Source organism: Paraburkholderia caffeinitolerans (assembly GCF_902859945.1).
Classification (GTDB): domain Bacteria; phylum Pseudomonadota; class Gammaproteobacteria; order Burkholderiales; family Burkholderiaceae; genus Paraburkholderia; species Paraburkholderia caffeinitolerans.
In genome coordinates, this window is the sequence record NZ_CADIKL010000007.1 from 114205 (window position 1) to 133255 (window position 19051).

General features: G+C 63.9%; 21 protein-coding genes. 16 read left to right on the forward strand and 5 right to left on the reverse strand.

Translation table 11 applies throughout. The features are described 5' to 3' along the window. The first annotated feature begins 34 nt into the window (after window positions 1-34). From HV773_RS09175 to ptsP, 3 genes are all read left to right on the forward strand, one after another. On the forward strand, window positions 35-589 hold the full coding sequence (locus tag HV773_RS09175; protein WP_129561054.1) for a PTS sugar transporter subunit IIA: 555 nt from the start codon (window positions 35-37) through the stop codon (window positions 587-589). Between the two features lie 178 nt (window positions 590-767). Then, window positions 768-1037 carry an HPr family phosphocarrier protein gene (locus HV773_RS09180; protein ID WP_129561055.1) on the forward strand — a complete coding sequence of 90 codons (270 nt, stop codon included), beginning with the start codon at window positions 768-770 and terminating at the stop codon, window positions 1035-1037. A gap of 235 nt (window positions 1038-1272) precedes the next feature. Further along, window positions 1273-3012, forward strand: coding sequence for a phosphoenolpyruvate--protein phosphotransferase (gene ptsP, locus HV773_RS09185; RefSeq protein WP_129561056.1), 1740 nt, complete (start codon window positions 1273-1275; stop codon window positions 3010-3012). A gap of 42 nt (window positions 3013-3054) precedes the next feature. Here ptsP and HV773_RS09190 read toward each other — a convergent pair whose 3' ends face one another. The 3 genes from HV773_RS09190 to gpmA form a co-directional block, all read right to left on the reverse strand. Beyond that, a complete protein-coding gene (locus HV773_RS09190; RefSeq protein WP_129561057.1) occupies window positions 3055-3810 on the reverse strand; it encodes a HesA/MoeB/ThiF family protein in 756 nt (251 codons plus the stop codon). 193 nt (window positions 3811-4003) lie between these two features. Beyond that, window positions 4004-5575, reverse strand: a complete 1572-nt coding sequence (locus tag HV773_RS09195; RefSeq protein WP_129561058.1) for a S41 family peptidase — start codon at window positions 5573-5575, stop codon at window positions 4004-4006. A 432-nt stretch (window positions 5576-6007) separates the two neighbouring features. Beyond that, window positions 6008-6757 carry a 2,3-diphosphoglycerate-dependent phosphoglycerate mutase gene (gene gpmA, locus HV773_RS09200; protein WP_129561059.1) on the reverse strand — a complete coding sequence of 250 codons (750 nt, stop codon included), beginning with the start codon at window positions 6755-6757 and terminating at the stop codon, window positions 6008-6010. Between the two features lie 224 nt (window positions 6758-6981). On the opposite strand from gpmA, the gene HV773_RS09205 reads away from it, so the two are divergent. The 5 genes from HV773_RS09205 (at window position 6982) to HV773_RS09225 (ending at window position 9952) form a co-directional block, all read left to right on the forward strand. Continuing rightward, window positions 6982-7407: a rhodanese-like domain-containing protein gene (locus tag HV773_RS09205; RefSeq protein ID WP_129561060.1), complete on the forward strand. Its 426-nt coding sequence runs from the start codon at window positions 6982-6984 to the stop codon at window positions 7405-7407. Then, window positions 7404-7667, forward strand: coding sequence for a glutaredoxin 3 (gene grxC, locus HV773_RS09210; RefSeq protein WP_129561061.1), 264 nt, complete (start codon window positions 7404-7406; stop codon window positions 7665-7667). The genes HV773_RS09205 and grxC overlap by 4 nt, the downstream gene beginning before the upstream one ends. A gap of 180 nt (window positions 7668-7847) precedes the next feature. Next, a complete protein-coding gene (gene secB / locus HV773_RS09215; protein ID WP_035523721.1) occupies window positions 7848-8315 on the forward strand; it encodes a protein-export chaperone SecB in 468 nt (155 codons plus the stop codon). Window positions 8316-8353: 38 nt separating this feature from the next. Continuing rightward, the gene (locus tag HV773_RS09220; protein WP_129561062.1) at window positions 8354-9352 is read left to right on the forward strand and encodes an NAD(P)H-dependent glycerol-3-phosphate dehydrogenase; all 999 of its coding nucleotides are present in this window, start codon (window positions 8354-8356) and stop codon (window positions 9350-9352) included. A 75-nt stretch (window positions 9353-9427) separates the two neighbouring features. Further along, a complete protein-coding gene (locus HV773_RS09225) occupies window positions 9428-9952 on the forward strand; it encodes an O-acetyl-ADP-ribose deacetylase (RefSeq protein WP_129561063.1) in 525 nt (174 codons plus the stop codon). A gap of 44 nt (window positions 9953-9996) precedes the next feature. Here HV773_RS09225 and trmL read toward each other — a convergent pair whose 3' ends face one another. Beyond that, complete coding sequence (gene trmL, locus HV773_RS09230) at window positions 9997-10467, reverse strand: tRNA (uridine(34)/cytosine(34)/5-carboxymethylaminomethyluridine(34)-2'-O)-methyltransferase TrmL (RefSeq protein WP_129561064.1); 471 nt, start codon at window positions 10465-10467, stop codon at window positions 9997-9999. Between the two features lie 54 nt (window positions 10468-10521). Then, window positions 10522-11331 (reverse strand): ComF family protein, encoded by an 810-nt coding sequence (locus tag HV773_RS09235; RefSeq protein WP_174220034.1) that lies wholly within the window; start codon window positions 11329-11331, stop codon window positions 10522-10524. A 204-nt stretch (window positions 11332-11535) separates the two neighbouring features. On the opposite strand from HV773_RS09235, the gene HV773_RS09240 reads away from it, so the two are divergent. The 8 genes from HV773_RS09240 to HV773_RS09275 all read left to right on the forward strand — a co-directional run bounded on the left by HV773_RS09240 (window position 11536) and on the right by HV773_RS09275 (window position 18924). Beyond that, window positions 11536-12555 carry a methyltransferase domain-containing protein gene (locus HV773_RS09240; protein ID WP_129561066.1) on the forward strand — a complete coding sequence of 340 codons (1020 nt, stop codon included), beginning with the start codon at window positions 11536-11538 and terminating at the stop codon, window positions 12553-12555. Window positions 12556-12820: 265 nt separating this feature from the next. Next, on the forward strand, window positions 12821-13297 hold the full coding sequence (locus tag HV773_RS09245) for a DUF2244 domain-containing protein (RefSeq protein ID WP_129561067.1): 477 nt from the start codon (window positions 12821-12823) through the stop codon (window positions 13295-13297). 109 nt (window positions 13298-13406) lie between these two features. Beyond that, complete coding sequence (gene coxB, locus HV773_RS09250) at window positions 13407-15026, forward strand: cytochrome c oxidase subunit II (RefSeq protein ID WP_129561068.1); 1620 nt, start codon at window positions 13407-13409, stop codon at window positions 15024-15026. Window positions 15027-15153: 127 nt separating this feature from the next. Further along, window positions 15154-16764 carry a cytochrome c oxidase subunit I gene (gene ctaD, locus HV773_RS09255; RefSeq protein WP_129561069.1) on the forward strand — a complete coding sequence of 537 codons (1611 nt, stop codon included), beginning with the start codon at window positions 15154-15156 and terminating at the stop codon, window positions 16762-16764. Between the two features lie 85 nt (window positions 16765-16849). Further along, a complete protein-coding gene (locus HV773_RS09260) occupies window positions 16850-16990 on the forward strand; it encodes a cytochrome oxidase small assembly protein (protein WP_174220035.1) in 141 nt (46 codons plus the stop codon). Between the two features lie 62 nt (window positions 16991-17052). After that, on the forward strand, window positions 17053-17646 hold the full coding sequence (locus HV773_RS09265) for a cytochrome c oxidase assembly protein (protein WP_129561070.1): 594 nt from the start codon (window positions 17053-17055) through the stop codon (window positions 17644-17646). Window positions 17647-17681: 35 nt separating this feature from the next. Beyond that, the gene (locus tag HV773_RS09270) at window positions 17682-17939 is read left to right on the forward strand and encodes a DUF2970 domain-containing protein (protein ID WP_129561071.1); all 258 of its coding nucleotides are present in this window, start codon (window positions 17682-17684) and stop codon (window positions 17937-17939) included. A 127-nt stretch (window positions 17940-18066) separates the two neighbouring features. Next, a complete protein-coding gene (locus tag HV773_RS09275; protein ID WP_129561072.1) occupies window positions 18067-18924 on the forward strand; it encodes a cytochrome c oxidase subunit 3 in 858 nt (285 codons plus the stop codon). Window positions 18925-19051: the final 127 nt, after the last annotated feature.

Genomic DNA, 19051 nt, shown 5'->3' on the forward strand with positions numbered 1-19051 from the left:
TCAGTACTCTTGGGGCGGCCCGGCGAGTACTGACATGGCAGGAATTCTGATCATCGCCCACGCACCGCTCGCCACTGCGCTGCGCGAGTGCATCGCTCATATCTATGGCGGCTGTCCGGCGCGCATTGGCGCGCTCGATGTCTTGCCCGACAGCGACCCCGTCGAGGTGGTCGCGCAGGCAACATCCGAAATCGAGCGTCTGCGCGAGGACAACGGCGCGCTCGTGCTCACCGACATGTTCGGCGCCACACCTTCGAATATCGCTGCCCGGCTTGCTACCGTGCCACAGGTGCGCGTGCTGGCGGGCGTCAATCTGCCGATGCTTGTGCGCGCCGTGTGCTACCGCACGACGCCGCTCGATTTGCTGGTGGAAAAAGCGCTTGCGGGCGCGAGCAAGGGCATTCAGGCGATCGGGCCGGGCACGCCGGCTCCCGAATGCGGCTGCGCGCCCACCCCGTGTGCCGAGGCTGCGGCCGATGCGGCGGAGCAGGCCGCGGCGGGCACGGCAAGCCTGACGGGCGCAACGGATAGCGCCAAAGTGGCGAGCGTCCTTTCAACCGGGGTTCTGAAGCCTGCCGGCGCGGCCTGAGTTGGCAATTGGCCTGGCCATCAGCCAGGTACCGCACTGCCAACCGGGTTGCCATTGTGTGGACAAACCGCACGGGCAAACCCGCCAAACGCAGCGGCCACACAGCGTGCACGTCCCGCGCGAGCGACGCACAATCACCAAGCATTACATCAACACACTGCGCCTGGATCGACGAACTATGCTGCAACAAGAAACGACCATCGTGAACAAACTCGGCCTGCATGCACGCGCGTCGGCGAAGCTGACGCAACTGGCCGGCAACTATCAGTCGGAAATCTGGATGAGCCGCAATGGCCGCCGGATCAACGCCAAAAGCATCATGGGCGTGATGATGCTGGCGGCGGGCATCGGCAGCACGGTGCTGATCGAAACCGAAGGCCCGGACGAAGCCGACGCCATGGGCGCGATGCTCAAGCTCATCGCCGACAAGTTCGGCGAAGGCCAGTGAATTTCGTGCATCGGCGCGCTATGACTTCCCGGTATTTGCCGGCGCTCTGATCATTGCCGGCGGTGCTGATTGCCGCCACCCCCGCCTCCACGACGCCGCGCTTGTCCGCGGCGTTTTCATTTCCGCGCTGCGCCAGGCAACATCGGCGCGCTGCGGAATTTATAATGAACGCCGGGGTCAGAGAGAGCGCATTGCAGCGGTTTGCCGCGGCATCAAATAACCAGAGGAGGTGCGCGTGCCGTTCACGCTGCATGGGATTCCCGTATCACGCGGTATTGCCATCGGGCGAGCGTATCTGATCGCCCCGGCTGCGCTCGACGTCGACCACTATCTGATCGAGCCGCCGCAGATCGAAGGCGAAATCGAGCGCTTTCGCGCCGCGCTCGCGCTCGTCGAGCGGGAGCTCGATACGCTGCGCGCCGACCTCGCCGCCGACGCGCCCACCGAAATGGGTGCCTTCATCGACGTGCACCTCATGATCCTGAACGACGTCATGCTCGTTCAGGAGACCATCGACCTCATCCGCACGCGCCGCTTCAATGTGGAGTGGGCGCTCACTGAGCAGCTCGAGCGCCTCACCCGCCACTTCGACGAAGTCGAGGACGAATACCTGCGCGAGCGCAAGGCCGACATCGAGCAGGTGGCCGAGCGCGTGCTGAAGGCGCTCGCGGGCGCCTCGCCCGCGGCGCTGCACGGTGGCTGCGACGAGATGATCGTGGTGGCGCACGACATCGCGCCCGCCGACATGCTGCAGTTCAAGGGGCAGACGTTCCAGGGCTTCGTCACCGATCTGGGCGGGCGCACCTCGCATACGGCGATCGTTGCGCGCAGTCTCGGCATTCCGGCCGCCGTGGGCGTGCAGCAGGCGAGTGCGCTGATTCGCCAGGACGACCTCATCATCGTCGATGGCGATCACGGCGTCGTGATCGTCGACCCCGCGCCCATTGTGCTGGAGGAGTACACCTACCGGCAAAGCGAGATGGCGCTCGAGCGGCGCAAGCTGCAGCGCCTGAAGTTCTCGCCCACGCAAACACTGTGCGGCGCGAAGATCGGGCTCTACGCGAACATCGAGTTGCCCGAGGACGCACAGGCGGCGCTCGACGCGGGCGCGACGGGCGTGGGCCTGTTCCGCACCGAGTTCCTGTTCATGAACCACAAGGACCGGCTGCCGGAGGAGGAGGAGCAGTTCATCGCCTACCGCCGCGCGGCCGAGTTGATGAACGGGCTGCCCGTGACCATCCGCACGATCGACGTGGGCGCGGACAAGCCGCTCGACTCGATGAGTGGCGGCGACGGCTACGAGACCGCCGCGAACCCGGCGCTCGGCCTTCGCGCGATTCGCTGGAGCCTTTCCGAGCCGCAGATGTTCCTCACGCAGTTGCGAGCGATCCTGCGAGCGTCGGCGTTCGGCATGGTCAAGATCCTGGTGCCGATGCTCGCGCACGCGCAGCAGATCGACCAGACGCTCGACCTCATTCGCGAGGCCAAACGCCAGCTCGACGACGCGGGGCTCGCCTACGACCCGAACGTGCAAGTGGGCGCGATGATCGAGATTCCGGCGGCGGCGCTTGCGCTGCCGATGTTCTTGCGGCGTCTGGATTTCCTCTCGATCGGCACCAACGACCTGATCCAGTACACGCTCGCGATCGACCGCGCCGACAACGCCGTGGCGGATCTCTACGACCCGCTGCATCCGGCCGTGCTGCAACTCATCGCGCATACGCTGCGCGAGGCGAAGCGCGTGGGCGTGCCGGTTTCGGTGTGCGGGGAAATGGCTGGTGATCCGCAGCTCACGCGTTTGCTGCTCGGCATGGGGCTGACCGAATTCTCGATGCATCCGAGTCAGCTGCTCGTGGTGAAGCAGGAGATCCTGCGCTCGCAGATCAAGGCGCTGGAGAAGCCGGTGGCCGACGTGCTGGCCGCCTATGAGCCCGAGGAGCTGCAGGCGGCGCTCGAGAGGCTCGCGCTCGCGTAGCGGGTTTTTAGCCTTCGCGAGAAGCCTTGACGAACGGCACGCTCAGCCGCGCCGTTCGCCGCACACCGGGCAATCGGGCTGGCGCGCCACGCGCATCGTGTTCCACTCCATGCGCAGCGAGTCCAGCATCATCAGCCGGCCGACGAGCGGCGTGCCGATCTCGCCGATCACGCGCAATGCCTCGGCGGCCTGCATCGATCCGATGATCCCCACCGTGGGCGCGAAGACGCCCATCGTCGAGCACGCCACTTCCTCGAAGGGTTGATCCTCCGGGAACACACACGCATAGCAGGGCGAGGCCGCGTCGCGGAAATCGAAGGTGCTGATCTGCCCGTCGAAGCGCAGCGCCGCGCCCGAGACGAGCGGCACGCCGTGCTTCACGCACGCGCGATTGATGGCGTGGCGCGTGGCGAAGTTGTCAGTGCAATCGAGTACGACGGTCGCGCTCGGCACGTGCGCGTCGAGCCATGTATCGTCGATGCGCGCCTGTACGGCATTGACCTTCACCTCGGGATTCAGGCGCGCGATGGCGTCGCGACCCGATTCGACCTTGGCGTGGCCCACCGAAGCCGTCTCGTGCATGATCTGCCGCTGCAGGTTGGTGAGGTCGACGGTGTCGTTGTCGACGAGCGTGAGCGTGCCCACGCCCGAGGCCGCGAGATACATGGCCGCCGGCGAGCCGAGGCCGCCCGCGCCGATTACGAGCGCATGCGCGTCGAGAAAGCGCTGCTGCGCCTCTATGCCGATCTCGTCGACGAGGATATGGCGGGAATAGCGGAGGAGTTGGTCGTCGTTCATCGCGATGCGCACGGTGCTTGGGCGCTGCGATGGGCAGGGGGGCCGTGACGCGCGCCGGGAGTACGGAAACCTTATTGTACTGGCGCGGAGGACTTCGTCCTCGCGGCCCACGATGTGCGGGCCGCGAGGCGAGTGATGCTGAACTGCGAACAAACAGGGAGCCAGCGGCGAAACCGCTGGCCGGACCCCGGTGTTACTTCGCCGGCGCGGAGGCCGGAGCGGCTGCGGAGCCCGCTGCGGGCGCGGAGGCAGGCGGTTGCACGGCGATCGGCGCCGAAGCCGACGCAGCCGGCTTCTGCTGCGCGAGGCGGCGCTCCATCGGCGACTTCGACTCCGTCACCGGCTTGCCCTGGAGCTTGTTCAACGCCTGCTGGAGCATGAAGTCGTCGGCCGTGCCGAACTCGACGGGCTTGCGCTCGCGGTCCTTCTGGCGTTGTTCCGGCGTCTTCTTGTCGTTCTGCTCCTCGAGCTGGCGCAGCGTGTCCATGCGCTCCTGCTCGCGCGCTTCCTGCTCCTTCTTCTCGTTCGGATCCTGCGTGTTCGCAAGGTGGTTCTGGTAGTCGACCTCGCGCGTAACGAGTGCGTCGTCCGGATCGCCGTCGGCGTACTGATCGACCGGAAGGTCAGGACGAATGCCCTTGTTCTGGATCGAGCGGCCGCTCGGCGTGTAGTAGTACGCCGTGGTCAGACGCAGCGCCGTGTCGGCCGTCATCGGACGCACGGTTTGCACCGAGCCCTTGCCGAAGGTCGTCTTGCCGATGATGAGCGCACGCTTCTGGTCCTGCAGCGCGCCGGCCACGATTTCCGACGCCGAAGCCGAATAGGCGTTGGTCAGCACGATCATCGGCACGGTCTTGAACTCGGCTGCCTCACCCTTGAGCGGGTCGCCGTCGAACGAAGGCAGGCGGTAGTTCTCGTAGGTGTCGCGGTAGACCTGCTTGGAGTCCGGGATCTGGCCGTTCGTGGAGACCACGACCGAGTCCGGCGGCAGGAACGCGCCCGCCACGCCCACGGCGCTCTGCAGCAGGCCGCCGCCGTTGTTGCGCAGGTCGAGAATGAAGCCCTTGAGATTCGGTTCCTGGCGCGCGATGTCCTGGAGCTTCGCGGCGAGGTCGGGGACCGTGCGCTCCTGGAAGCTCGTGATGCGCACGTAGGCGTAGCCCGGCTGCAGGATCTTCGACTTCACGCTCTGCACCTTGATGATGGCGCGCGTGATGGTGAGCGGGAAGGTACGGTCGTCGGTCTTGCGGAAGATCGTGAGCGTGACCTTCGTGCCCGGGTCGCCGCGCATCTGCTTGACGGCCTGGTCGAGCGTCATGCCGCGCACGGGCTTGTCGTTGATGCGCGTGATGAGGTCGCCCGGACGGATGCCGGCGCGGAACGCAGGCGTGTCCTCAATCGGCGAGATGACCTTGATCAAACCGTCTTCCGACGAAATCTCGATGCCGAGGCCGGCGAAGCGGCCCTTGGTCTGCTCCTGGAGTTCTTGATAGTCGGTCTTGTCGAGATACGACGAGTGCGGGTCGAGGCTCGACACCATGCCTTTGATGGCGGCGGTGAGGAGCTTTTTGTCGTCGACCGGCGTGACGTACTCATGCTTGATTTGGCCGAACACTTCGGCGAAGAGCCGGAGCTGGTCGAGCGGCAGCGGCTCGATCACGGTTTGCTGGGTTTGCTGCGCCGAAGCGGAGATCTGCAGGGTGGCAAATACGCCGGTCGCGAGGCCAGCAGCGATCAGGCCGATGTTTTTGAGGTTTTTTCGCATAGAGATTGTTGCGTGCGGTCGAAAAGGCGCGTGGCAGCGTCTAATGGAAAAGCGACGGACAAGTATAACTGCACACTTGACCGCTCTGTGCATAAGGCGCGATCAGGGCTGATGGAGGTGGTGTCCGCGAACGCGATTCGAGCGCTGGCGCGTGGACGAACGTTGCGGGTTCGACAGTCCGGATGCAGCGGGGTTCGCACGTTGCGTGCCGCAATGCCTTGCCAGGCGCGGGGCTGGCGGGAGACTGGCAGCGCGGTGGCTGTGGGCTGGCTTGTTTGTCAGCGAAGCTGGAAACGCGGAAGGATTTACCCGCTTGAATGGCTTGAACCGCTTGAGACGCGGGGATGAGCTACCACAGAGGTGCTGCTGAACCGCCGACCCCGTGCGATTGCGCGAGGCGGCGGTTTGGATGCAATACGGGCGAGAAAAGGCTTAGCCCGCCTTCTTGCCCTGGTTCGCGACAGCAGCTGCAGCCTTCGCGATAGCGTCGGCGTCGCCCAGATAGTAGTGCTTGATGGGCTTGAGGTTCTCGTCGAGCTCATAGACGAGCGGCACGCCGTTCGGGATGTTCAGGCCGACGATGTCCGAGTCCGAGATGTCGTCGAGATACTTCACGAGCGCGCGGATCGAGTTGCCGTGCGCGGTGATCACGACCTTCTTGCCCGCCTTGATGGCCGGGGCGATCGATTCGTTCCACAGCGGCATCACGCGCGCGACCGTGTCCTTCAGGCACTCGGTGAGCGGCAGCGCTTCGCGCGGCACCTTCGCGTAGCGCGGATCGTCGTAGGCCGTGCGCGAGTCGGTGGGTTCGAGCGCGGGCGGCGGCGTGTCGTAGCTGCGGCGCCAGACCAGCACCTGCTCGTCGCCGAATTTCGCGGCGGTTTCCGCCTTGTTCAGGCCCGAAAGCGCACCGTAGTGACGCTCGTTCAGGCGCCACGAATGGACCACCGGCAGGTACATCTGGTCCATTTGGTCCTGCACGTGCCAGAGCGTGCGGATCGCGCGCTTGAGCACCGACGTATAGGCGATGTCGAACGAATAACCCGACGCCTTGAGCAGCTGGCCGGCCTGCTGGGCTTCGAGGTTGCCCTTTTCGGTCAGGTCGACGTCGACCCAGCCGGTGAAGCGGTTTTCCTTGTTCCACGTCGATTCGCCGTGGCGGATGAGTACAAGTTTGAACATGAAAATGACGGTCGGTAGTGAAGGAAGCGGTAATCGGGGCCGGAGTTCGCCGGGGGCGCCGGTCATGCGGCTGCGTCGCTGCGGCGGTTCGGTCCCGTGCGTCGCATACACGATTGCGCACCCGGGCTGGAGGGCGGCAACCTTGCGACAAACGGTTATTTTATAATGAGCGGATTGCCCAAATCAGTTTCTCCCCGATTTCTCTTTTTCCCGGCGGATCATCCGTGACGTTCTTTACCAATTACATCAACCTTGTACTCATCGCGATCGTCCTCATCTCAGGAGCGTTGCTCCTGTGGCCGACGCTCAAGCGCGGCGGGCGCGGCGGCGTTTCCGCCGCCGAGGCGACGCAGATGATCAACCGCCGCAACGCGGTGGTGATCGATCTGCGTTCCGCGGACGACTTTGCGAAAGGCCACTTGCCCGCCGCCCGTCACCTGGAATTCGGCGAGCTGCAGGCCAAGGTCGGCCAGTTCGTGAAGAACAAGAGCAACCCGGTGTTGCTGGTCTGCCAGACGGGCCAGCAGTCGCACAAGGCGCAGCGCCTCGTGAAGGATGCCGGTTTTGCCGAGGTCCACGTGCTGGACGGCGGCGTGAACGCCTGGCAGCAGGCCGGCATGCCGGTCGTGAAACAAGGAGCTTCGAAGTGAACAAGGTGGTCATGTACAGCACCCAGGTGTGCCCGTATTGCCAGATGGCCGAGCGTCTTTTAAAGTCGCGCGGCGTCGACCATGTCGAGAAGGTGCTGATCGACCGGGACCCGGTGCGCCGTGAAGAGATGATGACGCGCACCGGCCGCCGGACGGTACCGCAGGTTTTCATCGGCGAGACGCATGTGGGCGGTTACGATGACCTCTCCGCGCTCGACCGTGCCGGCGGCTTGATGCCGCTGCTCGAAGCCACGGCCTGACGTAGTTTTTTACGGCGCGTCATTGCGCCACGGTTTTTCGCCCGTGCGAGCCGGCAAGGCATGCGCGGGCGCGTTGTCGTCTGTTGCTGCTCATTGCGGCTGCACGGCATTGCCCTCGATTTAGCGAGACGAAGCGATACTGTGCGGTTGCAACTCAATTTAATCAGGAAGCCATACACCATGTCTGACGAGAACAACCAGCCGTTCTTCAACATCCAGCGCATTTACCTCAAGGATCTGTCGCTCGAGCAGCCGAATTCGCCGGCCATCTTCCTCGAGCAGGATATGCCTTCGGTGGAAGTGGAAGTCGACGTGAAGGCCGAGCGTCTCGCGGAATCGGTGTTCGAGATTCTCGTAACCGGCACGGTGACCGCGAAGATCAAGGACAAGGTCGCGTTCCTGATCGAAGCCAAGCAAGCCGGCATTTTCGACATCCGCAACATCCCGGCGGAACAGATCGATCCGCTCGTCGGCATCGCATGCCCGACCATCCTGTTCCCGTACCTGCGCTCGAACATTGCCGACGCGATCACGCGTGCGGGCTTCCCGCCGATCCACCTGGCAGAGATCAACTTCCAGGCGCTCTACGAGCAACGTCTGCAGCAAATCGCGCAGCAGCAGGAAGGCGCGAGCAACGCCACGCATTGATTGGCGCTGAAACGAAACCACCGGTGCGGAGTATCGGAATGAAAGTTGCCGTTCTCGGCGCCGGAGCGTGGGGCACCGCGCTGGCAGGGCACCTGGCCCAGGCGCATGACACGCTGTTGTGGGCGCGCGATGCCGCGCTCGTCAACGCAATGCGTCAGACGCACGAGAACGCCCGCTATCTCGCGGGCGTCTCGCTGCCGAAAAAACTTCACTACGAAACAGATCTGGCCGCCGCGCTCGACTTTGCGTCGGGCGAGGCGGATCTCGTCGTGCTCGGCACGCCGGTGGCGGGCCTGCGCGACATGTTGCGCATCATGCGCGGCATGAACCGCGCGCCCGCGCACTTCGTGTGGCTGTGCAAGGGCTTCGAATCCGACTCGCAGCTCATGCCGCATCAGGTCGTGGCCGCCGAGCTGCCCGGGCACAAGAGCAACGGCGTGCTTTCGGGGCCGAGCTTCGCGCGCGAGGTGGGCGAGGGCCTGCCCGTTGCGCTCACCATCGCGAGCGCCTCGGTCGACTGCCGCGAGCGCACGCTCGCAGCCTTCCATCATCGCGCGATGCGCATCTATACCGGCGACGACGTCGTGGGCGTGGAAGTGGGCGGCGCGGTCAAGAACGTGCTCGCTATCGCAACCGGCATCTCCGATGGGCTTGGCCTCGGCCTGAATGCGCGCGCCGCGCTCATCACGCGCGGCCTCGCGGAGATGACGCGCCTTGGCGTGACGCTAGGTGGGCGCGCGGAAACCTTCAATGGGCTCACGGGCCTCGGCGACCTCATCCTCACCGCGACGGGCGACCTCTCGCGCAACCGCACCGTGGGCAAGCAGCTTGCGAGCGGACGCACGCTCGACGATATCCTCGGTGCGCTTGGCCATGTGGCGGAAGGCGTGCGATGCGCGCGCGCCGTGCTTGCCATCGCGCGCGCGCACAATATTGAAATGCCGATCACCCAGGCGGTATGCGCCGTGCTGTTCGACGGCGTGGCTGCGCGCGATGCCGTGAGCGCACTGCTCAGGCGCGACGCGAAGGCGGAGTAGGGCGCGGGTTTTTCACGCGCTCAGGCGTTGCGCCCGGGCTCCCGCCGCCTGCTTCAACGCGAGTGGAGGACCGCCATGCTCACCATCGGAAATTGCCGCATCGAAGCGCAAGTTGTCGACATCACCACGCTGCATGTCGATGCCATCGTGAACGCCGCGAACACGTCGCTGCTGGGCGGCGGCGGCGTGGATGGCGCGATCCATCGCGCGGCCGGGCCGCAGTTGCTGCGCGAATGCGAGACGCTGAACGGTTGCCCGACCGGCGACGCGAAGATCACCGCCGGCTACCGGCTTCCCGCGAAACACGTGATTCACACGGTCGGGCCCGTCTGGTACGGCGGCGCGCGTGACGAGGCATTGTTGCTCGCGTCGTGCTACCGGCGCTCGCTCGAATGGGCGCGTGCGGCCGGTGTGAGGAGCATTGCGTTTCCGGCGATCAGTTGCGGCGTGTATCGTTTTCCGCCCGATGAAGCCGTGAAGATCGCGGTGCAGACCGTGATCGACGTGCTGAGTGCCGAGCGCTCGTTCGAGCGAGCCGTATTCGCATGCTTCGACGAGGCGATGCTCGCGCGTTACGTGCTCGAGTTGAGTTTGCATTGAATGCGCACTGAGCGTACGCGCTTCATTCGTCCTTGATTCGTCCTTCATTCCCCGCCTTCAAAGCCTGACTGACGCCACGCCTCGAACGCCACCACGGCCACGGTGTTCGACAGATTCAGGCTGCGGTTGCCTGGCCGCATCGGCAGGCGCACGCGCTGTTCGGGCGCGAAACGCTCGAGCACCGAGTCGGGCAACCCGCGCGTTTCCGCGCCGAACACGAACCAGTCGCCCGGCAAGAATGCATGATCGTGAAAGCGTCCCGAGCCGCGCGTCGTGAACGCGAACATGCGCGCTGGGTCGGGCGTCTCGGTGGCGATGAAGGCATCCCAGTTGCGATGCACGTGCATTTGCGCGTATTCGTGATAGTCGAGGCCGGCGCGGCGCATTTTCGCGTCGTCGAGCGGGAAGCCGAGCGGCTCGATCAGATGCAGCCGCGCGCCGGTGTTCGCGCACAGGCGGATCACGTTGCCGGTGTTCGGTGGAATTTCAGGTTCGACGAGAACGACATTGAACATGGCGATGAAAGTCTGGAAAAACGATAAAAACGAAAAGAGACAAAACGGCGGCGTTCAGTCCTTCGGTGTGCGCAGCACGACGAAATTCGTCACGCGGCGCGCGCCCGCTGCCTTTAGCGTATGCGCGAGCGCATCGAGCGTCGCGCCCGAGGTCATTACGTCGTCGACCACGCCCACGTGCACGCCGCTTAACGCTTGGCCTGCGCGCGTGAGCGCGAACGCGTGGCCCACGTTGCGGCGGCGCATCTCGCGGTCGAGCTTCGATTGTGCCGCCGTATGCAGCGTGCGGCGCGCCAGCGTGGCATCGGCGCGCGTACCGAGCGCGCGGGCGAGCGGCCTCGCGATTTCCCACGCCTGGTTGTAGCCACGCTCGATTAGGCGTTCGCGCGAGAGCGGCACCGGCACGATGAGACTTGGCGCGTCGTCGGTATCGAGCACGTCGACGGCTGCGTGCGCGAGACGCCGCGCGAATTCTTCGCCGAGCGCGAGCCGCGCGCGAAACTTCAGGCCGAGCGCGAGCGCATCGAGCGGCGCGCGATAGTCCGCGAGCGCCAGTGTCGCGTCGAACGCGGGCGGCGATTTTATACAGGCGTCACACCGGTAGCGATCGCCGCCTCGCGCGTGCCGCGCTGCGTGACGCATGCCCGAAAGCGGCAGCGCGCAAACGGTGCAGCGCAAACGCGCCTCATTCCAGTACGCCGCATCGCAAGCCGCGCACAGCACAGCGCGCGCGTCGCTGCGAGCCTCATTCGAAACATGGCCCGTGTGGCGCGACAAATTGCCGCATAATGGACACAGATTGGGCAGCACGAACTCGGCGAGCCGCGGCCAGTGCGTTCGCGCGCTGCGCCGGACGCGCGCCATGGCGCGTCGCAAAGCCTGCGCTTTCGCTCCGGTTTTTTTCGCAGGACAAGCACGCCTCAATGCGGGCGAGTGGCTTGACGCCGAAATCGGTGATTGTGCGGAACGCTGCGGCATCGATGGACGGCCCGAACCAGGTTCGAGACTCGCGACTGAAGGAATAACAGTGAGCGAGTATACTTCGCGGACTTCGCCAATACGACCGACATGTCTCCGTCTCACCCAAGACCTGGCCGTCCGGCCTACGATTCGCGCTATCTCCGACGGATATTCGACCGCCGCGCGGCGACGTTCGACGAGGTTGCGTTCCTTACACGCGAAATCGCTGAGCGTATGCGCGAGCGCCTCGAGTACATCAAGGTGAATCCCGCGAGCGTGCTCGACATGGGCTGCGGTCCTGGCGACGACCTTCCCAATCTGCGCGAGCGCTTTCCCGAAGCGCCCGTATTCGGCACCGACCTCTCTCTCGCGATGCTCGAGCGCGCCCGCGCGCACGACGCCGGCGACACGAGCTGGCGGCGCTTTCTTCCCGCCTCGATTGGCCGTGCGCTCGGTGCGCGCGGTCCGCGTTTCGCGCAGGCCGACTTCGCCGAGTTGCCGTTTGCGCGCGAAGCGTTCGAGTTGCTCTGGTCGAATCTCGCCTTGCATTGGCATCCGCGTCCCGATCTCGTGTTCGGCGAGTGGCAGCGCGTGCTCAAGGTGAACGGCCTGCTCATGTTCAGCACGCTCGGTCCCGACACGCTCAAGGAATTGCGCGGCGCCTGGGCAGAAGTCGAAGCCGCGCACGGCGTGCCCACGCGGCCTCATGTGATCGATTTCGTCGACATGCACGATCTCGGCGACATGCTCGTCGAGAACGGCTTCGAGATTCCGGTGATGGACCAGGAGACGCTCACCGTCACGTACAAGACGCCTGAGAAGCTGCTCGCCGACGTGCGCCGCTGGGGCGCGTATCCGTTCAACCGCACATTCTCCGTGCGCGAAATCCATGAAGACCATGAGGGCGATCCGCCCGAAGGGCTCGCGTCGCGGCGCCTCAATCGCGCGCTCGTGGACGCGCTGGAGGCGCGCCGTTTGAAGGATGGGCCCAACGCAGGTACGATTGCGCTCACCTTCGAAATTATCTATGGGCACGCGTGGAAGGCTGTGCCGCGCACGACAGCGGAAGGCCATGGCATTGTGCGCATAGAGGATATTGGACGCGGCGGTCCGACCAGGAATCGCTAACGTGATAAGGGGGGCTTTCGTTATGCCTGAAATTAGCGCCGGAAAAGCCCTCGAAAAATTATCGAAAAATCGCTGAAAGCCCCGTCAGTACTGGATTTGCGGCGGATTGTGGCTTGCTTGTGGGTGCTCGGGATCACGCCTATAATGCGTCGGTTGCCGTATTGACTGGGTCCCCAAATCTTACGCAGCAAGTCCAGATCTCCCGCAGTTGTGTAAGGCAGCAAGCGGCGATAGTCTGCGAATGTTGCAGTGGGGGAGGCGAGCAATGCAGACGTCTGATCTGCTGGCGAGTCCGGAGCCGATCCTGAAAGACTGGCTCATGAAGCGCAACTGCTCGGTTTCGCCCAGGCAATTCGTGTTGTTCTATGTATCGCTGGCGCTAGTATCCATCGCGATCGCCGTTCTGTTGTTGATCCGTGGCGCCTGGATGGTATTGCCGTTTACCGGCATCGATCTGTTGGTGGTAGGGGGCGCCTTTGCCATTTATGCGCGCCATGCTGTCGATTACGAACGTATCAAGCTTTATCCGAACCGGCTGGTGATCGAGCAGATGAGCGCCGAAGCGCTCACGCAGTTCGAATTCAATCCCCGCTGGGTGCGGGTCGAACCGGGCGCGACCCCACGCGATCCGGTACGTCTCGTGTCCCGCGGCCAGACGGTCGCAGTCGGTTTGCATTTGCCGCAGTATCGGCGTGCGCAGTTCGCGCGGGAACTGCGCATGTGGCTCGCGCGCGCCGCTTGAAGGCGGATCGCGTGGCAGGGTGAGGTTCATTCAGAGTGCGAGTCATTAAATGACGCGCACCCAGGGCGTGACCTGGTTGCAGAACCTTCCTGCGGGGTCGAGGGTTTGAATGGAATTTATGGGTAAGGAAGCTATGAAAACAATCAAGCGAGCCCTACAGGGCGTGCTGGCGTGCAGCGGACTCCTCGTCGCCGGCTCGGCACTCGCTGTCGGAGACAGTCCGGGCGGCCCAGCCGTCAATGAGATCAATTTCCAGCCGCCCGTCACGCGCATCGCAGAAGAGCTTTATAACCTGCACATGATGATGCTGCTGTTATGCACCGTGATTTTTATCGGTGTATTCGGCGTCATGTTCTATTCGATGTACGCACACCGTAAATCGAAGGGCCATAAAGCTTCGCATTTCCATGAAAGCACGACCGTCGAAATTATCTGGACGATCGTGCCGTTCATCATCGTTGTGCTGATGGCACTGCCGGCCACCAAGGCCGTCGTCGCCATGAAGGACACGACCAACGCCGACCTCACCGTCAAAGTCACCGGCTACCAGTGGAAGTGGGGCTACGACTACGTGAAGGGTCCGGGCGAGGGCATCAACTTCATTTCGACGCTCACGACGCCGCGCTCGGAAGTGAACGGCCAGGCGCCGATCACCGACACCTATCTGCAGGAAGTCGATAACCCGCTCGTCGTGCCGGTCAACAAGAAGATCCGCATCATCACGACCGCCAACGACGTCGTGCACTCGTGGTACGTGCCCGCGTTCGGCGTGAAGCAGGACGCCATTCCGGGCTTCGTGCGCGACACCTGGTTCAAGGCCGAGAAGGTGGGTACCTACCGCGGCTTCTGTACCGAGCTGTGCGGCAAGGAACACGCGTTCATGCCGGTCGTGGTCGAGGTGCTGTCCGACGAGGACTATGCAAAGTGGGTGGATACGCAAAAGGCGAAGATGGCTGCCGCCAGCGACGATCCGAACAAGACCTACACGATGGCTGAGCTCAAGGAGCGCGGCGAGAAGGTCTACGCAGCGAACTGCGCGGCTTGCCACCAGGCAAACGGCAAGGGCGCGGGCACGTTCCCGGCGCTCGACGGCAGCAAGGTCGCCAACGGCCCGATCGCCGGTCACGTGGACATCGTCCTGCACGGCAAGGCTGCAATGCCGCCTTGGGCGCCTACGCTGAACGACGTCGAAATCGCTTCCGTGGTCACGTTCGAGCGCAACGCATGGGGCAACCATATGGGCGACATGCTGCAACCGCGCCAGGTGGCCGACGCACGCAACGGCAAGATGCCCGAAGGCGGCACGCAAGCGGCGGCGGAAGCTGCTCCGGCAGCGCAAGCAAGCGGCGCGGAGCAGCCGGCTGCGGCGAGCGGCGCCGAGCCGGCTTCGGGCGCAGCGCAGAGCAACGCAGCGGCGCTCCCGGCCAGCATTTATTTCGAAGTTGGCAAGAGCACGCTGCCGGCTGACGCGAAAGACGCAATCCAGGCTGCAGCCGACTACGCGAAGGCGCATCCGGACGCGAAGTTCACGCTCTCGGGTTTCACCGACGCGAGCGGCAAGGCAGACACCAACGCGGAACTCGCCAAGCATCGCGCGCAAGCTGTGCGCGACGCGCTGAAGGCGGCGGGCATCGCCGAGGATCACATCGTCCTCAAGAAGCCGGAGACGGTTACCGGCGGCGCCGACGCGAAGGAAGCGCGGCGCGTGGAAATCAGCCCGGCAGCCTGAGCGGCGGCTGATCGGCTCCGGAGCGCGAGAAGCAACGAGGCGCGCACCGGGCCGCGAAAAGAACAGTCAGTCGCATAGGCCAACATAGTAGTAAGAGACGCAAAGCAATTCGCTTCAGGAGAGAGTCATGTCTAGCATCGGACACGATGTAGCGGGCCACGGTCATGTGCACGGGGACCACGCCCACGAGACGCCCCACGGGTGGCGACGCTGGCTGTTCGCCACGAACCACAAGGACATCGGAACGCTGTATCTGATTTTTTCGTTCGTGATGTTCCTGTCGGGCGGTGTGATGGCTCTGGCCATCCGTGCCGAGCTGTTCGAACCGGGTCTGCAGATCATGCGCCCCGAGTTCTTCAACCAGCTCACCACAATGCACGGCCTCATCATGGTGTTCGGCGCGATCATGCCGGCATTCGTGGGCTTCGCGAACTGGATGGTGCCGCTGCAGATCGGCGCATCGGACATGGCGTTCGCGCGCATGAACAACTTCAGCTTCTGGCTGCTGCCGGCTGCCGCCGTGCTGCTCGTCGGGTCGTTCTTCGCACCGGGCGGCGCAACCGCCGCGGGCTGGACGCTCTACGCGCCGCTTTCGACGCAGATGGGCCCGGGCATGGACTTCGCGATCTTCGCGGTGCACATCATGGGCGCGTCGTCGATCATGGGCGGCATCAACATCGTCGTGACGATCCTGAACATGCGCGCACCGGGCATGACGCTCATGAAGATGCCGATGTTCGCATGGACCTGGCTGATCACCGCTTACCTGCTGATCGCAGTGATGCCGGTGCTCGCAGGCGCGATCACGATGCTGCTGTTCGACCGTCACTTCGGCACGAGCTTCTTTAATGCGGCAGGCGGCGGCGACCCGGTCATGTACCAGCATATCTTCTGGTTCTTCGGCCACCCCGAGGTCTACATCATGATCTTGCCGGCGTTCGGGATCGTGTCGCAGGTGATTCCGGCGTTCTCGCGCAAGCCGCTGTTCGGCTATAGCTCGATGGTGTACGCCACGGCGTCGATCGCGATTCTCTCGTTCATGGTCTGGGCGCACCACATGTTCGCGACCGGCATGCCGGTCACGGGCCAGCTGTTCTTCATGTACGCGACCATGCTGATCGCCGTGCCGACGGGCGTGAAGGTGTTCAACTGGGTGGCCACGATGTGGCGCGGCGCGCTGTCGTTCGAAACGCCGATGCTGTTCGCCGTGGGCTTCCTGATCGTGTTCACGTTCGGTGGCCTCTCGGGTCTGATGCTCGCCATGGCGCCGCTCGACATCCAGTACCACGGAACCTATTTCGTCGTTGCGCACTTCCATTACGTGCTAGTGGCGGGTTCGCTGTTCGCTTTGTTCTCGGGGTGGTATTACTGGGCGCCGAAGTGGACTGGCTGGATGTACAACGAGATGCGCGGCAAGATCCACTTCTGGTGCTCGCTGATCTTCTTTAACCTCGCGTTCCTGCCGATGCACTTTGTCGGTCTCGCCGGGATGCCGCGTCGCTATGCCGACTACCCGGCCCAGTTCACCGACTGGAACCAGGTGATTACGATCGGCGCGTTTGGCTTCGGCCTCTCGCAGGTGTACTTCCTGTTCTTCGTCGCGCTGCCCGCATACCGTGGTGGCGGCGAGCTGGAAAAGGCTGGGGACAAGCCGTGGGACGGCGCAACCGGTCTCGAGTGGACCGTGCCGAGCCCGGCTCCGTTCCACACCTTCGAAAATCCGCCGACGGTCGAATAAACCATCGGTCCTGGGCGTCCGGCCGCCGTGCGCGGCCGGGCGCCAGACATCCCGCAGCAACTCCGCAACTTCGCAACACAAGCGCATGACCCGGAATCCACAAAAAAGACGTACGCCCGAACAGATCCGCTCGGGCAACCTGCGGCTCGGCCTGATTCTGCTGGCTGTCGTCGGCGTCTTTTTTCTGGGTGCCGTACTGAAGCAGGTGTATTTCGGCGCTCAATAAGGCCAAGAGAAGTGAGGCGCTTCGCATCGCGTTGAGCGCTGGTGTTCGTACGAGGAAGTTCGATGTCCACGCCGAAGTTTTCAGATCGCCCAGACGGCGATCGCGGGTTCAACCGCTCGATGCTCATCAAGCTCGTGGTGGTCGCCTTCTTGATGTTCGGTTTCGGTTTTGCGCTCATCCCGATGTACCGCGCGATTTGCCAGGTCACCGGCATCAACAATCTCGTGCAGCGCGACGCCACTGTGCGAGAGGCACGCAACACGCAGGTCGACATGACGCGCACGATTTCGGTCGAGTTCGATGCGAACGCGCGCGGGCTGCTGGGTTTCAAGCCGGAACAGACGAGCCTCGAGGTGCATCCGGGCGAAGTCATGACGGTGATGTACGACATTTCGAACAACGAAGGGCGCACGATCGACGCGCAGGCGATTCCGAGCTACGCACCGAAGCAGGCGACGGAATACTTTCGCAAGATCGAGTGCTTCTGCTTCACGCAGCAGACTTTGAAGCCGAACGAGACGAAGCGCATGCCGGTGGTGTTCGTGATCGATCCGAAACTGCCGAAGGACGTGAAGACGATCACGCTGTCGTACACGTTCTTCGAACTGAACAAGCCCGCAGTGCCGCAGCCGCCGAAGCAGTCGGCCGGCGCATGAGATGAGCGAGGCGTGAGCCCACCGGGATGACGCGCATGAACGGCAACGATAGAAAGGAACAACGCGACGACGCCAGCCAGGGCGCCGGCGCGGCAAAGCAGAAGAAGATCGGCGTGCTGCAACTGGCGAAAGCCGTGGGGTGGTCGTTCTTTGGCATACGCAGGCGCGCCGACCTCGAATCGGACGCCGCGCAGCTGCACCCGCTGGCGCTGATTGCCGCGGGGATCATCGGTGCGGTGGTTTTTATCGTCGTGCTGCTGTTGATCGTGCACGCGGTGGTGGGCCAGGCGTAGCGCGGGGCAGCATGCGGAACGCATGCGCTCGCGCTTGACGGCGAAAACGAATAACGAAGACAGACCGCCGGCAACAGTCGGCAAAAGCCGGCACTGTCCGGAGCAACTGGAAATTGGAGAATCAGGCATGAGCGGCCAAAACGATAGCCCGTACTACTTCGTACCGCACCCGTCGCGGCATCCGATCAGCGCGTCCATTGGTATTCTGATCATGCTTGGCTCGCTGGCCTCGTGGATCAACGGCGAGTCGTGGGGGCCGATCGGCGTGGCCGCCGGTCTGCTGTGGATGCTCTTCACGTTGTGGCACTGGTTCGGCGACGCCATTGCCGAGTCGGAAGGCGGCATGTATGGCAAGCGCGTCGACAAGTCGTATCGCTGGAGCATGAGCTGGTTCATCTTCTCCGAAGTGATGTTCTTCGGCGCGTTCTTCGGTGCACTGTTCTACGCGCGCCAGATCGCCCTCCATCAGCTCGGCAGCCTCGACTACAAGCTGATTTGGCCGGACTTCGCAGCGGTGTGGCCGAACAACGGCCCGGCGGCGCTCGTCTCGCACTTCCGCGCAATGACGCCGTGGCCCGTGCCGACCATCAACACGGCGCTGCTGCTTTCCTCGGGCGCGACGCTCACGGTTTCGCACCACGCGCTGCGCGACGATCACCGCAACAAGGCCATCGCATGGCTCGCAGCGACGGTCCTGCTGGGCCTGTGCTTCCTGTGCCTGCAGATCTTCGAGTACGTTCACGCGTATAACGAACTGAATCTCACGCTCGCTTCGGGCATCTACGGTTCGACGTTCTTCCTGCTTACCGGTTTCCACGGCTTTCACGTGTTCCTCGGCGGCACGATGCTCACCGTGGTGATGGTCCGCCTGATTCGCGGCCACTTCACGGCTGAACACCACTTCGCATTCGAAGGCGCTGCGTGGTACTGGCACTTCGTGGACGTGGTCTGGCTCGGCCTCTACGTCGTCGTGTACTGGCTGTAACGCGCACGCCGCGGGCGTAAAAAACAAGGCGCCGCTCCGACAATGTCGGCGCGGCGCCTTGGCTTTTGCAGGACCGGATGATGCGGGACGCTGCCCGGAGGCCGGGCACGGTGCGGGCTTAGCGTTG

What these genes read in the sequence shown, in the direction of transcription:
- HV773_RS09190 (WP_129561057.1), bottom strand. Translation starts at nt 3,810, where the DNA reads ATGAACGACGACCAACTCCTCCGCTATTCCCGCCATATCCTCGTCGAC.
- trmL (WP_129561064.1), bottom strand. Translation starts at nt 10,467, where the DNA reads ATGTTCAATGTCGTTCTCGTCGAACCTGAAATTCCACCGAACACCGGC.
- secB (WP_035523721.1), top strand. Translation starts at nt 7,848, where the DNA reads ATGTCTGACGAGAACAACCAGCCGTTCTTCAACATCCAGCGCATTTAC.
- HV773_RS09240 (WP_129561066.1), top strand. Translation starts at nt 11,536, where the DNA reads ATGTCTCCGTCTCACCCAAGACCTGGCCGTCCGGCCTACGATTCGCGC.
- HV773_RS09235 (WP_174220034.1), bottom strand. Translation starts at nt 11,331, where the DNA reads ATGGCGCGCGTCCGGCGCAGCGCGCGAACGCACTGGCCGCGGCTCGCC.
- gpmA (WP_129561059.1), bottom strand. Translation starts at nt 6,757, where the DNA reads ATGTTCAAACTTGTACTCATCCGCCACGGCGAATCGACGTGGAACAAG.
- HV773_RS09175 (WP_129561054.1), top strand. Translation starts at nt 35, where the DNA reads ATGGCAGGAATTCTGATCATCGCCCACGCACCGCTCGCCACTGCGCTG.
- HV773_RS09180 (WP_129561055.1), top strand. Translation starts at nt 768, where the DNA reads ATGCTGCAACAAGAAACGACCATCGTGAACAAACTCGGCCTGCATGCA.
- HV773_RS09245 (WP_129561067.1), top strand. Translation starts at nt 12,821, where the DNA reads ATGCAGACGTCTGATCTGCTGGCGAGTCCGGAGCCGATCCTGAAAGAC.
- HV773_RS09260 (WP_174220035.1), top strand. Translation starts at nt 16,850, where the DNA reads ATGACCCGGAATCCACAAAAAAGACGTACGCCCGAACAGATCCGCTCG.
- ctaD (WP_129561069.1), top strand. Translation starts at nt 15,154, where the DNA reads ATGTCTAGCATCGGACACGATGTAGCGGGCCACGGTCATGTGCACGGG.
- HV773_RS09225 (WP_129561063.1), top strand. Translation starts at nt 9,428, where the DNA reads ATGCTCACCATCGGAAATTGCCGCATCGAAGCGCAAGTTGTCGACATC.
- HV773_RS09220 (WP_129561062.1), top strand. Translation starts at nt 8,354, where the DNA reads ATGAAAGTTGCCGTTCTCGGCGCCGGAGCGTGGGGCACCGCGCTGGCA.
- HV773_RS09265 (WP_129561070.1), top strand. Translation starts at nt 17,053, where the DNA reads ATGTCCACGCCGAAGTTTTCAGATCGCCCAGACGGCGATCGCGGGTTC.
- HV773_RS09195 (WP_129561058.1), bottom strand. Translation starts at nt 5,575, where the DNA reads ATGCGAAAAAACCTCAAAAACATCGGCCTGATCGCTGCTGGCCTCGCG.
- HV773_RS09270 (WP_129561071.1), top strand. Translation starts at nt 17,682, where the DNA reads ATGAACGGCAACGATAGAAAGGAACAACGCGACGACGCCAGCCAGGGC.
- HV773_RS09275 (WP_129561072.1), top strand. Translation starts at nt 18,067, where the DNA reads ATGAGCGGCCAAAACGATAGCCCGTACTACTTCGTACCGCACCCGTCG.
- coxB (WP_129561068.1), top strand. Translation starts at nt 13,407, where the DNA reads ATGGAATTTATGGGTAAGGAAGCTATGAAAACAATCAAGCGAGCCCTA.